This window comes from Flavisolibacter ginsengiterrae DSM 18136 (assembly GCF_059568575.1).
The window spans coordinates 101,703-114,192 of record NZ_JCANTR010000012.1 but is presented as its reverse complement, the minus strand read 5'-3'; the positions used below and the strand labels follow the sequence as shown (position 1 = coordinate 114,192).

Here is a 12,490-nt window from a genome sequence, read left to right as displayed (position 1 = left end):
ACGAACTATCTGAATGTTACTCAACTATAAGAACTTCACGCTTGGCGTAGAGGAAGAATACATGGTGCTGGATCCTGTTACTAAAGAATTGAAAAGCCATGAACAAAAGATCGTTCATGAAGGTCAAAAAATAATTAAAGACAAGGTAAAGGCTGAAATGCACCAGGCAGTGGTTGAAGTAGGCACAGATATCTGCCGTGATGTTGATGAAGCTTTCCAGGATGTATCCACTCTACGAAAAACCATATCTGAAATAGCAGGGACACTTGGCTTCCAGATTGGAGCCTCAGGCACCCATCCTTTCAGTCACTGGGAAAGCCAGTTGATAACAGACCATATCAGGTATAATGAAATAGTCAATGAATTGCAGGAAGCGGCACGAAGCAACCTGATTTTCGGTTTGCACGTACATGTAGGTATGGAAACCCGCGAAATGGCCAACCATATTGCCAACTCCACCCGCTACTTCCTTCCGCATATATATGCCCTGAGTACCAACTCTCCTTTCTGGGAAGGACGTTTGACTGGTTATAAATCCTTTCGCACCAAGGTGTTTGATAAATTTCCCCGTACTGGTATTCCCGAGCCTTTTGAAAGTATTGAAGCCTATGACAATTATGTGAAGCTGCTGATGAAGACAAACTGTATCGACAACGCAAAAAAGATCTGGTGGGACCTCAGGGTTCACCCTTTCTTCAATACAGTAGAATTCCGCATCTGCGATGTGCCCATGACAGTCAATGAGACCATTGCGATTGCTGCCCTTTTCCAGGCTATTTGTGCCAAGATCTATAAGCTTCGTTCCCAGAATATGAATTTCATTCAATATTCCAGGGCGCTGATCAATGAAAATAAATGGAGAGCCAGCCGCTATGGTATTGATGGTTACCTTATCGATTTTGGAAAAGAAGAAGAGATCAATACACGGGTGCTCATTTATGAATTACTTGACTTTGTAGATGATGTAGTGGACCACCTTGGATCAAGGGATAAGATATCCTATGTTCATAAAATGCTGGAGAATGGAACCGGTGCTGACAGGCAATTGGCCATTTATGAACAAACAAAAAGCCTTGAGCGCGTAACAGAATATATCAACTCACAATTCCTTTATGGAATTTAAAATATTATATTATTACACGAAATAAAGTTTTAAATACTAATTGCTTTTTGTAACTTAGATATGACCGGACGTGTATAACTACTCTTTCAAAGAAACTAATTTTCTCTTCCATCAATCTCGGCAAATCGGGTATGGCCAGGGTATTTAATATATACTTTAGTTATAATAACACAATGCGCAATGCCATTGTAACCGTCAGAACAACACCATTTTTTACAGAGTACACATTAAATTTTGATGAGGAATTATTGCAGATGCTCCCAGGCAATAAGATCATTTCCACTTCGGCCAACCATTTCATTTTTCAACATGCATCCTCCAATGAAACAAGCCCCCTGATGAAGGAGATCCTGGCAGCTGTGTCACAACATATCCAAATACCGGAAGTTTAGTTCCCGGCATCTATCTTTTTGATCCATTTGATCACACCATCCATATAGACCTTTTGGTCATCCCACATAGCCAAATGACTACCATTGGGACAATACAAATAACTGCCGTTCTTTACCATCTTGCTTTGTTCTTCCATAGCCTTAGGGTCCATTGTGTCATATTTAGCACCGATCATTAAGGTGGGAACTGTAATATTTTTCAATTGTGCCTTTATATCCCATTGGGCAAGCCTGCCGCTTATGCCAAATTCCGATGGGCCCTGCATCATAGTATAGATTACAGGATTTACATGTTTTAATGAGCGCTGCAAAGGATCAGGCCATTCCTGCAGGCGGCATAAATGCTCATGGTAAAAATTAGGAATCAATAATTCCATATAACGGGGATTATCAAAGTCTTTTCTTCTTTCCAAATCACGGATCTCCGTCAAAACTCCAGGCTTTATTTGGGGAGCGAGTATTTCATCCGCATACTTTCCATACTCAGGAGCACTGGCAACCATATTCGAAACGATGAGGCCCTTCATATTGGACTGGTATTTTAAAGCATACTCCATTGCCAGTATGCCTCCCCATGAATTGCCCAGCACATAAAAATTCTTTTGATCCGCTCCTATTGCTTTTCGCACCTGCTCCACTTCTTCAACAAACCTCGGTATGGTCCACAAACTGCTGTCTGTGGGCTGGTCGGAATAGTAAGAACCTAATTGATCATATTCATAAAATTCAAAACCCTCTTTAGGAAAGAAGCTTTCAAAGCACTCCATGTATTCATGTGTCATGGCAGGTCCTCCATGTAATAACAGGATCATAATGCGGGGATTATTGCCTATGCGCTTCGTCCATACTTTAAAATTTCCCACCGGGGTGGTCACAGGGATCATATGTATGCCGGCGGCTAACACTCCCGTATCACCGTAATTGAAATATTTATCTACCGTGATCTTTTGTTCACTGCCATCGTCCACCTTTACCTTCATATCACAGGAAGCTAAAAGTATAAGTATTGTAAAAATGAAAATCGACCTTATCATTGGAACAGTTTAGACACAAAAGATAGCTTTTTTTGCCTTACTTTAAATACCTCAAAACAACTCATGAAATATTTCATTGCACTGGTTACACTACTTTGCAGTAGCTCTGTATTTTCCCAAAGTAAGCCGGATTCGATTCTGTTATTACAAAAGACCGGTTCTTTATATGACCTGGAGTTCACTGGTGCTGAAGCAGACTCCATGCTGGAGAATATTGCCTATTACAAAAGCATTTATACTGAGATGCATAAAGACCTGCCGAAGAATGACCTGCCTTTTCCTTTTGCGTTTAACCCGGCACCTGCAGGCTTTAAAGTAACAGCTACCCAACAAAAGATCAACTGGAACATTCCTGCCAATACTGCACTTCCTGCCAACAGAAATGACCTTGCCTACTATTCTATCTCTCAATTGGCATCACTTATAAAAAACAGGAAGATCAGTTCTGTTGAACTTACACAATTCTTTATTGCCCGCCTGGAAAAATGGGGTGACACCTTACAAAGTGTGATCACCTTAACTAAGGACCTTGCGATGAAGCAGGCAAGACAGGCGGATGCAGAAATACAAAGCGGTAACTACAGGGGACCACTTCACGGCATACCCTATGGTATCAAGGACCTGTTTGCAGTGAAAGGATATAAAACTACCTGGGGCTCTACACCGTATAAGGACCAGGTGATAGATGAAGACTCTTATGTTTATACAAAACTGAAAGAAGCCGGCGCCGTGCTGTGTGCTAAGCTTTCTCTGGGAGCCCTTGCCTATAACAACAAATGGTTTGGCGGTGAAACCAAAAATCCCTGGAATTTGGCACAGGGATCCAGCGGTTCATCGGCTGGTTCTGCCGCATCTGTTGCTGCTGGCTTACTGCCATTTACCATAGGCACCGAAACATTGGGTTCCATTGTATCACCATCTACCCGCTGTGGGGCCACAGGACTTCGGCCTACATTTGGCACCGTTAGCAGAAGTGGTGCCATGGTGCTCTGCTGGAGCCTTGATAAGGCAGGCCCGATTTGCAGAAGTGCGGAGGATGATGCCATCGTCTATTACTATATGAAAGGCACAGATGGAAAAGATGCCAGTGCCGTCGATCATGCATTTAATTACAATGCTTTAAGAGATGTTAGAAAATTAAAAGTGGCCTATGCAGAAAACTACTTTAAGAAATTGCCAAAGGATGCGCCTGAGTGGAAAGTCCTGGACATATTTAAAAATATGGGTGTGAACCTGCAGGCAGTAACCTTTCCTGATTCAACCATCTATCCTGCAAACCTGGTAAGCATTATATTAAATGCAGAATCAGCTGCTGCCTTTGATGAATTGACCCGCACCAACAGGGACGAGCTCATTGAAAGGCAGGATAAGGACTTCTGGCCTAACTCCTTTCGGTCTGCACGACTGATACCCGCAGTGGAATACATCAATGCCAACCGGTACCGCTCAATTCTTTGCAATAAAATGCAGGCATTCATGCAGCCGTATGATGTGCTTATCGTACCCAGTTTTGCAGGGAACCAGTTGTCCATAACCAATCTTACCGGCAATCCTGTTGTCTGCATGCCCATGGGATTTAACCAAAAAGGTTTACCTCTCAGCATTACCCTCGTTGGCAAACTCTACGACGAGGCATCTATTTTAGAAGCTGCCAAAGCCTACCAGGATAAAACTGAACATAATAAAAAACATCCCAAAAAATTCCTGTAACAACTGGCGGTATTTTTTACCCCATGTGACATAAAAAAACGATAGCTTAAATCCACCTTATTTTAGCGTATGAAATATGGCTTCTTCATCCTGTTAGTTTTTAGCTTTCATGCATCATCCGCACAAAAGAAAAAAGTAGATCTTCTGATCTGCAATGCGACAATTTATACAGTAGATAAAAACTTTTCCATTCAATCCGCCATTGCTATTGATAAAGGAAAAGTTGTAGAAACCGGTTCCACCCGGCAACTATTAAAGAAATACAATGCCCGCGAAAAAAAGGATGCAGGTGGAACATTCATCTACCCGGGGTTCATAGATGCACATGCCCATTTTTTCAACTATGGCTTAGGGCTTCAAACAGCAAACCTTGTAGGCACATCCAGTTGGGAAGAGATACTGAATAAATTACAGGCTTTTGCACAGGAGCACAAAGAAGGCTGGATAATTGGCCGTGGCTGGGATCAGAACGATTGGAAGGTGAAAGAATTTCCTACCCGGGAAAAGCTGGACCTTTTATTTCCTGACAGGCCTGTTATTTTAAGCAGGATTGATGGCCATGCAGCTATTGTCAATAAAAAGGCTTTGGAAATGGCTGGCATCACTCCTGGTCAAACCCTTTCAGGTGGGCAGGTAGAAGTAAAGAACGGTGAATTAACCGGTATATTAGTTGATAATGCTGTTGACCTGGTGTCTTCAAGGATACCATCACCATCCATTGAGCAAATCAGGACAGCCTTGATGGCGGCACAGCGCAATTGCTTTGCTGTGGGATTGACCACCATAGATGATTGTGGCATTGATTACCGGGCTGCCTTATTGATTGACAGCCTGCAAAAAGCCAGGGAATTGAAAATGCGCATCTATGCCATGTTGAGTGATGACCCGGCTAATTATAATTTCCTTTTTAAAAACGGGAGAATCAAAACCGGCCGCCTGAATGTAAGCGCTTTCAAGGTATATGCAGACGGAGCACTGGGTTCAAGAGGAGCCGCCCTGTTACAACCATATACTGATAAACCAGGTTGGTCAGGCTTCCTGCTAAGCAGCCAGCAACATTTTGATTCAGTAGCCAACATCATCTCGCAGCATGGATTTCAAATGTGCACACATGCCATTGGAGATTCAGGCAACAGGACCATTTTGAATATTTATGCCAAATACCTTAAGGGAAAGAATGATCGCCGCTGGCGTATCGAACATGCTCAGGTGATAAACCAGGCCGACTTTCATCTATTTGGTCAATACACTATCATTCCATCGGTTCAGCCTACGCATGCCACCTCTGATATGTATTGGGCGGCAGATCGGCTGGGTAATGACCGGGTGAAAGGTGCCTACGCTTTCAGGCAATTGTTGAATGAAAATGGATGGATACCATTGGGAACCGATTTTCCCGTTGAAGACATCTCTCCTTTTAAAACTTTTTATGCCGCTGTTTTTCGTATAGATGCCAATCAATTTCCAAAAGGAGGCTTTCAAATGGAAAATGCCTTAACCCGACAGCAGGCCATTAAAGGCATGACCATATGGGCGGCAAAAGCCAATTTTGAAGAAAAAGAAAAAGGTTCTTTGGAAAAAGGAAAATGGGCAGACCTTATTTTCCTTGATAAAGACCTTATGCGTATAAATGCCAGCGATGTATTAACAACTTCAGTGCTTACTACCATTGTTGGTGGTGAGACCGTTTATTCTAAAAATCAGAAACCATGAAAATGAAATTCGCTCTATTATTTACCCTTACCGCTATTATCTGCAGCTTTACCATGCAAACAAAAAAGAAGATCGTATTCTTCGGAGATTCGATCACCGAAATGGGTGTGCAACCTGAAGGTTATATAACCAAACTGGGACAGTTATTCAAAGAAAAGAACCTTGATAAGAATTATGATTTGATAGGTGCGGGAATAGGCGGTAACAAAGTGTATGATCTCTACCTGAGGCTGGAAGATGATGTGCTTTCGAAAAAACCAGATGCGGTAGTGATCTGGGTAGGAGTAAATGATGTGTGGCATAAAAAGCTGGCACAGACTGGCACTGATCCTGATAAGTTTGAAAAATTCTATACTGCGCTCATTAAAAAGTTCAAAGAACGCAATATTACTGTACTTCTTACCACACCTGCAGCCATTGGTGAAAGGTCAGATTGCAGCAATGAGATGGACGGTGACCTGAACAGGTATTCCAACATCATCAGGAACCTGGCAGCTAAAAACAACTGTACGCTTGTTGACCTTAGAAAAGATTTTATGGACTACCTGAAAACCAATAATCCCGAAAACAAGGACAGGGGTATTCTTACTACTGATGGTGTTCATTTGAATGCGACAGGCAATAGTTTTGTTGCAGGTAAAATGCTTGATGCCCTACAGAAAGGTTTTATCAGGTAGATTGTACTCCCAATAGTTTAAAAGGTCCTTGTTCTCTATAGATAAGGACCTTTTCTTATTAACAGGTAAGGCCATAAGCCCTGTGGCAAAGGATTTGCACTTCCTTTAGACTCAAATGACTAAGTTTGCCGCCCATGAAAAAAGGAAGCACATTGAGGATCGCCATTTTAGACTTATATGAGGGCCAGCCCAACCAGGGGATGAGGTGTTTAAGAGAGATCATTAAACAATGGGGTCAGCAAAGCAATAATGATATTATTTGTGATGAGTTTGAAGTGCGCCTTAAACAGGAGTTTCCTGATCTTTCTTATGATATATATATTTCAAGTGGCGGCCCCGGAAGTCCACTTGAAAGTGAAGGTCTGGCATGGGACACGGGCTATTTCAATTGGCTGGACCAGGTGGAAGCGTGGAACAACGAGCCCGGAAATTCCAATAAAAAATTCGTCTTCTTTATCTGTCATTCCTTCCAGCTGGTTAGTCGCTATCATGGTATAGGCGACATCAGCAAAAGAAAATCAACTGCTTTTGGCGTATTCCCGGTGCATGTTACCCTGGAAGGGCAAAAAGATCCGGTGTTTGCAGGGTTGAACGATCCATTCTATGTAGTAGACAGCCGCGACTGGCAGGTTACCCTACCCGATTTCAACAAACTGAAAATGATCGGTGCTGAAATACTCTGCATTGAAAAATACCGCCCGCATGTACCATATGCACAGGCTATCATGGGTGTACGTTTTAATGAATATATGGTAGGAACCCAGTTTCATCCGGAGGCGGATGCAGAAGGCATGAGCATGTACCTGCAAACAGAAGAAAAAAAGAAAACGGAAGTAGAAAACTATGGTTTTGAAAAATGGCAAAGCATGGTTGAACATTTAAATGATCCTGAAAAGATTATGTGGACCTACGCACACCTGCTGCCAAACTTTTTTAATGAAGCAGCCAGGCATCTTCAGCAGCAATTAGTAGAAAGCTGATCTGCTATCAACGAATTTTCCTCTCCTATTTTGTCTCAAAGTATCTTCATACCATGCAACAATCAATTGCCCAACTCTCTTTGCTGGTAAATGATTATGATGAAGCCATTGAATTTTTCACCCGGAAACTAAACTTTATCCTGGTTGAAGACACTCCACTCAGTGAAACAAAAAGATGGGTGGTGGTAAAACCAACAGGTTCAACCGGCTGCAGCTTGTTGTTAGCCAAAGCTGGCAACGAGGAACAGAAAAGCAGGATCGGGAATCAAACAGGAGGACGTGTCTTTCTTTTTCTGTACACAGACAATATTCAAAGAGACTTTGAGAACCTGGTGAAACAAAATATAAAGATCCACAGGGGACCGCTCACAGAGCCTTACGGGACAGTGTTAGTATTTGAAGATCTATACGGTAACCTATGGGATCTTATAGAGCCATTACCTCCTGGTAACTTAGTCTAAATGATTATGGAAACATCACCGCCTATAGCATGCCCTGTGCAGGTGAGTATAAACCCTTCTGATAGTTCCCTGTCCGTCAATACTTCATTGTAAGACATCCACACTTTACCGCTTGTACACTTAGCCAGGCAATTACCACATCGGCCAGCATCACAACTATATGGTAATGACAATCCAGCCTTGCGGGCTGACTGCAAAATGCTAAACGGGTATTCCTCCCTGATCTTATGTATCACAGGACCTGCAACAATTGTTACTTCATAAGTTGCCTTATCCGGTGGGTCAATTTTTCTAACGGTCTTATAGGTATGAAATATTTCCTTTTTTATCAGGTCTGCAGGAACATCCATTGCCCGTAAAGTAAAAATGCACAGGCGCATGTACGCTTCAGGTCCACATATATAATAAAGAGAACCGGGTTCATTCCCTTTGGAATGTTCATGTACAATACTTCTTAGCAGGTCCGGGTGAAGCCTTGCCCTCAGCAGGTTTTGAGAATTGCTGAACAGGAACTCGATTAGCAATCGCCCCGGAAATTCTATTTGCAACTGTTTTAATTCCTGCAGGAACATGGCAGTTGCAGGTGAACTATTGCTATAGATAAGAATAATTTGAAGTTCAGTGTAATGGTACAGGCAGGCTTTCAACAATGAATAAATGGGAACGATGCCGCTTCCGGCAGCAAAAAAATATATTTGCCTGAATTTATGGACATCACCAGGCAATACAAATACACCACCAGGTCCTACAGTCCATAATTTGTCACCAACCTTCACCTCATCATAGAGATAACGGGAAAATGTTCCATTATCTATTCTTTTCACTCCAATGCATAAACGTTCATCTATCCCAGGCGTTGAGCACAAAGAATAGGATCTTCTTATTTCTGATTGATCTTCACTTAAAATAAATGTCAGGTATTGCCCGGGTTTATATTGGATGGCCTTGCTACTCTCCCTTGTGAAATAAAAAAACTTTACACCCTTGCCGACAGCAATGATCTCTTCAATGATCAATTGTATTGTTCCGGTTGCTTTCACCTCATCACAAGATTAGTGTTTTTCATTTATACATACAAAGCTGTCTAAATGGTAAGGTTCTTGATACATATTACCTACAAAATAAATCAATGATGCAGGGGTACCATACTTATAAAACATGTATTGAAGCCTGTCTTCGGTGCGCAGCTATCTGCAACCATTGCGCTTCATCCTGCACACAGGAACAGGACGTCAAAATGATGGCCGGCTGCATTCAACTGGATATGGAATGTGCCGCAGCCTGTTATGCAGCGGCCCAGTTAATGAGCCTGGGAAGTGAAAAAGCAAAAGACATGTGCGGGATATGCGCAGATCTATGTGATAAATGTGCAGCAGAATGTAGTAAACACCATACAGAACATTGCAAGGAATGTGCTGAAGCCTGCAAAAAATGTGCAGAGGAATGCAGAAAAATGAACTAGAAAAACCCCAATACAATCAATAGCAGGTATTACTCGAAATTAGTTTATCAGTTAACCTCAATACCTGCTATGTCTTCTTTAAAAATGCATCCTACTCCACAAAATTGCCTAACTTAATCGCGGATCATAATTTATAAATAACCCCCTCGTAAGCTTTCAATATGATCTTTGTAAGATCCTTGTCAAACTGCGCAGGCTGCTTATAATTTGACAATAACAATGCAGGGGTCACTGGCAAACGAGGTATTACAGCCTGGGCATTGGAAGCAGAAAAGTTCAGGAGTACCAATAATTTTTCTCCCGCATTTTCCCTTATATAAGTATAAACATGGGGATTGTTTTTATCCAGCAAGGTATATTTTCCATAAACGAGCACAGGAATATGGGAGGTGCGCAGTTTCAATAAGCTTCTAAAATAATTCAGGCAGCTATTGGGATCTTTTTCCTGTGCTGCCGCATTGATGCTGGTATAATTGGGATTTACTTTTATCCAGGGCGTTCCCTTGCTAAATCCTGCATTCTTTGTATTGTCCCACTGAAATGGAGTACGGCTATTATCACGGCTGGTAGCTTTAGTGAACTTCATAAACTTATTTATGTCACCACCAATATTTTTCTGGTGCTTGTACTCATTCAATGCAGGCATATCCCGGTAATCATTGATGGAAGAAAAACCTGCGTTGGTCATTCCCAACTCATCACCATTGTAATAATAGGGAGTTCCTCTCATGGTCATTATAAATGTTGCCAGCATTTTGGCAGAAGCTTCTCTGAATTTTGGATCATCATTACCAAAGCGGCTTACAAGTCTTGCCTGGTCATGATTGGCCAGGAAAATGGACAGCCATCCGCCACTGGAAAAGGCACTATCCCACCGGCTGAAAACTTCTTTGAAATGCAACAGGCTATATCCCTCCGGCTTAGCTATGTCCACACCTTCAAAAGCATAGGCCATATTCAATTCATGACGATCAGCATCAACAAGGTTATGTGCATCTTCGAAAGAATTGCCCGCTCCTTCCGCCACGCTCATCACATCATACTTGCTTAATACTTCTTTGTTCATCTCCTGCAGATAGCCATGAAGATTGCCCTGCATGGCATAATAGAGAATAAAATTCTTTTCAAATCCTTTGGGAAATGTTGGGAAAGTGGTGTCCTTGGCAGCAAACTGGAAAGCATCCAGCCGGAAACCATCAATCCCTTTGTCTGCCCAAAACTTCATGATATCGTATACCTCGCTGCGCAGTTTAGGATTTTCCCAATTCAGGTCTGGCTGTTTTCTTGAAAAATAATGCAGGTAATAGGCGTTGGTCAGCGAATCATACATCCATGCATCATGATTGATATCGAACAGGCTATACCGGTAGGGTGGCTTTCCGTTTTCGGCATTCCACCAATGGTAATAATTACGGTAAGGATTGCTCCTGGAACTCCGGCTTTGTTTAAACCATTCATGTTCATCACTGCTGTGATTCACTACAAGGTCCATTACCAATTTTATACCCCTGTCATGCATTCCTTTTAACAGGGCATCAAAATCTGCCATTGTTCCAAAGTCTTTCATGATGTTTCTGTAATCACTGACATCGTAGCCATTATCATCATTGGGAGAACTATAAATAGGATTCAGCCACACCGCATTTACCCCCAGGCTTTTGATATAATCAAGCTTTGAAATGATGCCTTTGAGATCTCCTATCCCATCTCCATCGCTATCCATAAAACTTCGTGGATATACCTGGTATACGATGGCTTCCTTCCACCATTTTCTTTCATCCTGTTGAGCACTGTTATTTCCCTGGGCTATGCCTGATGTACAAAAAATAGTAAGTATAACGATTGTAAACAAGCCATTCAGAATTGATCTCATAAGACCTTTATTTAGCAGTATGATGAGGAATAAGTCTAAAGTAAATTTACAAAGTTGACGCTTTAATAAGTTGAAAAGTTGACAGGGACAGGCTATGGTTTATGCATTCCTATTTATGAATAAAAAAACCGTTAAACAAAGCATCTGTGGTAAAAACCTATGAGGCCATAGCAATAATAACACACCTTCAACCTAAACAAGAAATCAATTATTGTGGTTAACCACGAGCTCTTTGCGTATTCTTTGCGTGGCTTCTCTCTCTGCGGACTTTGCGATACCCAGTAACGCAAAGAACGCCAAGATGTTCGCAAAGGACCGCAAAGATGAAGACCAATAAAGCATGCCTGCACCTAATAGTTCACTTCACACCTAACGGACCAGAAACAAAAAACTATAAATCAACCCACAAGGCGTACCTACGGCACGCTGTTGCATTTTCATTGTTATTTTCTACCCATAAAATGTTCCTATGGAACATGAAGAGGCAAAGCTGTTTTATGCCCTGTGCGCCTATAAATTGATTAAATCGGAATATTTTAATCCTCTTATAATTGGTATTCAAATGAAATGGTATGTCCTAAACTATGTGCCATCGGGACATCTTGTCGGTAGCCAAAATGAATAAGATTCCATAGCGTGCCATAGGTACGCCTTGTGGGTTAAGGGTACCATCAGTTGTGCAAGCAATGATACTATCCAACCTAAAGCAATTGTTTGATCTTTAGAATAACCGCAAATAATAGTTCTGTTTGACCTAAAGAACTACAAACTACAAATTACAAACTACAAACTTCCTTAAGCAGCATGCTTAAGGAGAAAGAATGGTACCTGGTAATCAGCTGGAAAATCTCCCTGAAACCTGATGGTCCAGTCATAATCATCCATGTAATATTGTAAGTACTCGGTGTCTTCTGCGCTCAGGGGTGCTTTCACTGTTATCTCTAGCTTGTTCTTTAGCTTCTTTACCTTTTCGGGCTTTGGCTCTTTCAGCCTTCCTGCCAGCTCCTGTTCAAAGGAAGAGAGCAAAAGGGTAAACTGCTCATTGGTTAAGGAAGTACGCTTTTG

Annotated in this window: 12 protein-coding genes; 8 read left to right on the top strand and 4 right to left on the bottom strand. The window is 41.8% G+C overall.

What is annotated here, in order from left to right; all coding sequences use genetic code 11:
• The first annotated feature begins 13 nt into the window (after window positions 1–13).
• Window positions 14–1,123 carry a carboxylate-amine ligase gene (locus BP74_RS13735; protein WP_496374922.1) on the top strand — a complete coding sequence of 370 codons (1,110 nt, stop codon included), beginning with the start codon at window positions 14–16 and terminating at the stop codon, window positions 1,121–1,123.
• A gap of 131 nt (window positions 1,124–1,254) precedes the next feature.
• Window positions 1,255–1,515 carry a hypothetical protein gene (locus BP74_RS13730; RefSeq protein WP_496374921.1) on the top strand — a complete coding sequence of 87 codons (261 nt, stop codon included), beginning with the start codon at window positions 1,255–1,257 and terminating at the stop codon, window positions 1,513–1,515.
• On the opposite strand, the gene BP74_RS13725 is transcribed toward BP74_RS13730, so the two are convergent.
• Window positions 1,512–2,549 (bottom strand): proline iminopeptidase-family hydrolase, encoded by a 1,038-nt coding sequence (locus BP74_RS13725; protein ID WP_496374920.1) that lies wholly within the window; start codon window positions 2,547–2,549, stop codon window positions 1,512–1,514. The two genes, BP74_RS13730 and BP74_RS13725, sit on opposite strands and share 4 nt — an antisense overlap.
• A gap of 63 nt (window positions 2,550–2,612) precedes the next feature.
• Between BP74_RS13725 and BP74_RS13720 the strand changes: the two genes are divergently transcribed.
• The 5 genes from BP74_RS13720 (at window position 2,613) to BP74_RS13700 (ending at window position 8,090) form a co-directional block, all read left to right on the top strand.
• The gene (locus tag BP74_RS13720; protein ID WP_496374919.1) at window positions 2,613–4,259 is read left to right on the top strand and encodes an amidase; all 1,647 of its coding nucleotides are present in this window, start codon (window positions 2,613–2,615) and stop codon (window positions 4,257–4,259) included.
• Between the two features lie 69 nt (window positions 4,260–4,328).
• Window positions 4,329–5,972 carry an amidohydrolase gene (locus BP74_RS13715; RefSeq protein WP_496374918.1) on the top strand — a complete coding sequence of 548 codons (1,644 nt, stop codon included), beginning with the start codon at window positions 4,329–4,331 and terminating at the stop codon, window positions 5,970–5,972.
• A 2-nt stretch (window positions 5,973–5,974) separates the two neighbouring features.
• Window positions 5,975–6,649: an SGNH/GDSL hydrolase family protein gene (locus BP74_RS13710; protein WP_496374917.1), complete on the top strand. Its 675-nt coding sequence runs from the start codon at window positions 5,975–5,977 to the stop codon at window positions 6,647–6,649.
• 134 nt (window positions 6,650–6,783) lie between these two features.
• Window positions 6,784–7,629, top strand: coding sequence for a type 1 glutamine amidotransferase (locus tag BP74_RS13705; RefSeq protein ID WP_496374916.1), 846 nt, complete (start codon window positions 6,784–6,786; stop codon window positions 7,627–7,629).
• Window positions 7,630–7,682: 53 nt separating this feature from the next.
• Window positions 7,683–8,090, top strand: a complete 408-nt coding sequence (locus BP74_RS13700; protein ID WP_496374915.1) for a VOC family protein — start codon at window positions 7,683–7,685, stop codon at window positions 8,088–8,090.
• On the opposite strand, the gene BP74_RS13695 is transcribed toward BP74_RS13700, so the two are convergent.
• Complete coding sequence (locus tag BP74_RS13695; protein WP_496374914.1) at window positions 8,087–9,130, bottom strand: 2Fe-2S iron-sulfur cluster-binding protein; 1,044 nt, start codon at window positions 9,128–9,130, stop codon at window positions 8,087–8,089. The genes BP74_RS13700 and BP74_RS13695 overlap by 4 nt on opposite strands.
• Window positions 9,131–9,219: 89 nt before the next feature.
• On the opposite strand from BP74_RS13695, the gene BP74_RS13690 reads away from it, so the two are divergent.
• A complete protein-coding gene (locus BP74_RS13690) occupies window positions 9,220–9,552 on the top strand; it encodes a four-helix bundle copper-binding protein (RefSeq protein WP_496374913.1) in 333 nt (110 codons plus the stop codon).
• 124 nt (window positions 9,553–9,676) lie between these two features.
• Here the strand turns inward: BP74_RS13690 and BP74_RS13685 are convergent, their stop codons facing one another.
• A complete protein-coding gene (locus BP74_RS13685) occupies window positions 9,677–11,425 on the bottom strand; it encodes a glycoside hydrolase family 13 protein (protein ID WP_496374912.1) in 1,749 nt (582 codons plus the stop codon).
• A gap of 795 nt (window positions 11,426–12,220) precedes the next feature.
• Window positions 12,221–12,490, bottom strand: a 270-nt coding sequence (locus tag BP74_RS13680; RefSeq protein ID WP_496374911.1) for a hypothetical protein, incomplete at its 5' end; no start/stop codon positions are given.

Coding starts and splice junctions, on each gene's coding strand:
- BP74_RS13700 (WP_496374915.1), top strand. CDS start 7,683: ATGCAACAATCAATTGCCCAACTCTCTTTGCTGGTAAATGATTATGAT.
- BP74_RS13720 (WP_496374919.1), top strand. CDS start 2,613: ATGAAATATTTCATTGCACTGGTTACACTACTTTGCAGTAGCTCTGTA.
- BP74_RS13710 (WP_496374917.1), top strand. CDS start 5,975: ATGAAATTCGCTCTATTATTTACCCTTACCGCTATTATCTGCAGCTTT.
- BP74_RS13690 (WP_496374913.1), top strand. CDS start 9,220: ATGATGCAGGGGTACCATACTTATAAAACATGTATTGAAGCCTGTCTT.
- BP74_RS13705 (WP_496374916.1), top strand. CDS start 6,784: ATGAAAAAAGGAAGCACATTGAGGATCGCCATTTTAGACTTATATGAG.
- BP74_RS13685 (WP_496374912.1), bottom strand. CDS start 11,425: ATGAGATCAATTCTGAATGGCTTGTTTACAATCGTTATACTTACTATT.
- BP74_RS13735 (WP_496374922.1), top strand. CDS start 14: ATGTTACTCAACTATAAGAACTTCACGCTTGGCGTAGAGGAAGAATAC.
- BP74_RS13730 (WP_496374921.1), top strand. CDS start 1,255: ATGGCCAGGGTATTTAATATATACTTTAGTTATAATAACACAATGCGC.
- BP74_RS13725 (WP_496374920.1), bottom strand. CDS start 2,549: ATGATAAGGTCGATTTTCATTTTTACAATACTTATACTTTTAGCTTCC.
- BP74_RS13715 (WP_496374918.1), top strand. CDS start 4,329: ATGAAATATGGCTTCTTCATCCTGTTAGTTTTTAGCTTTCATGCATCA.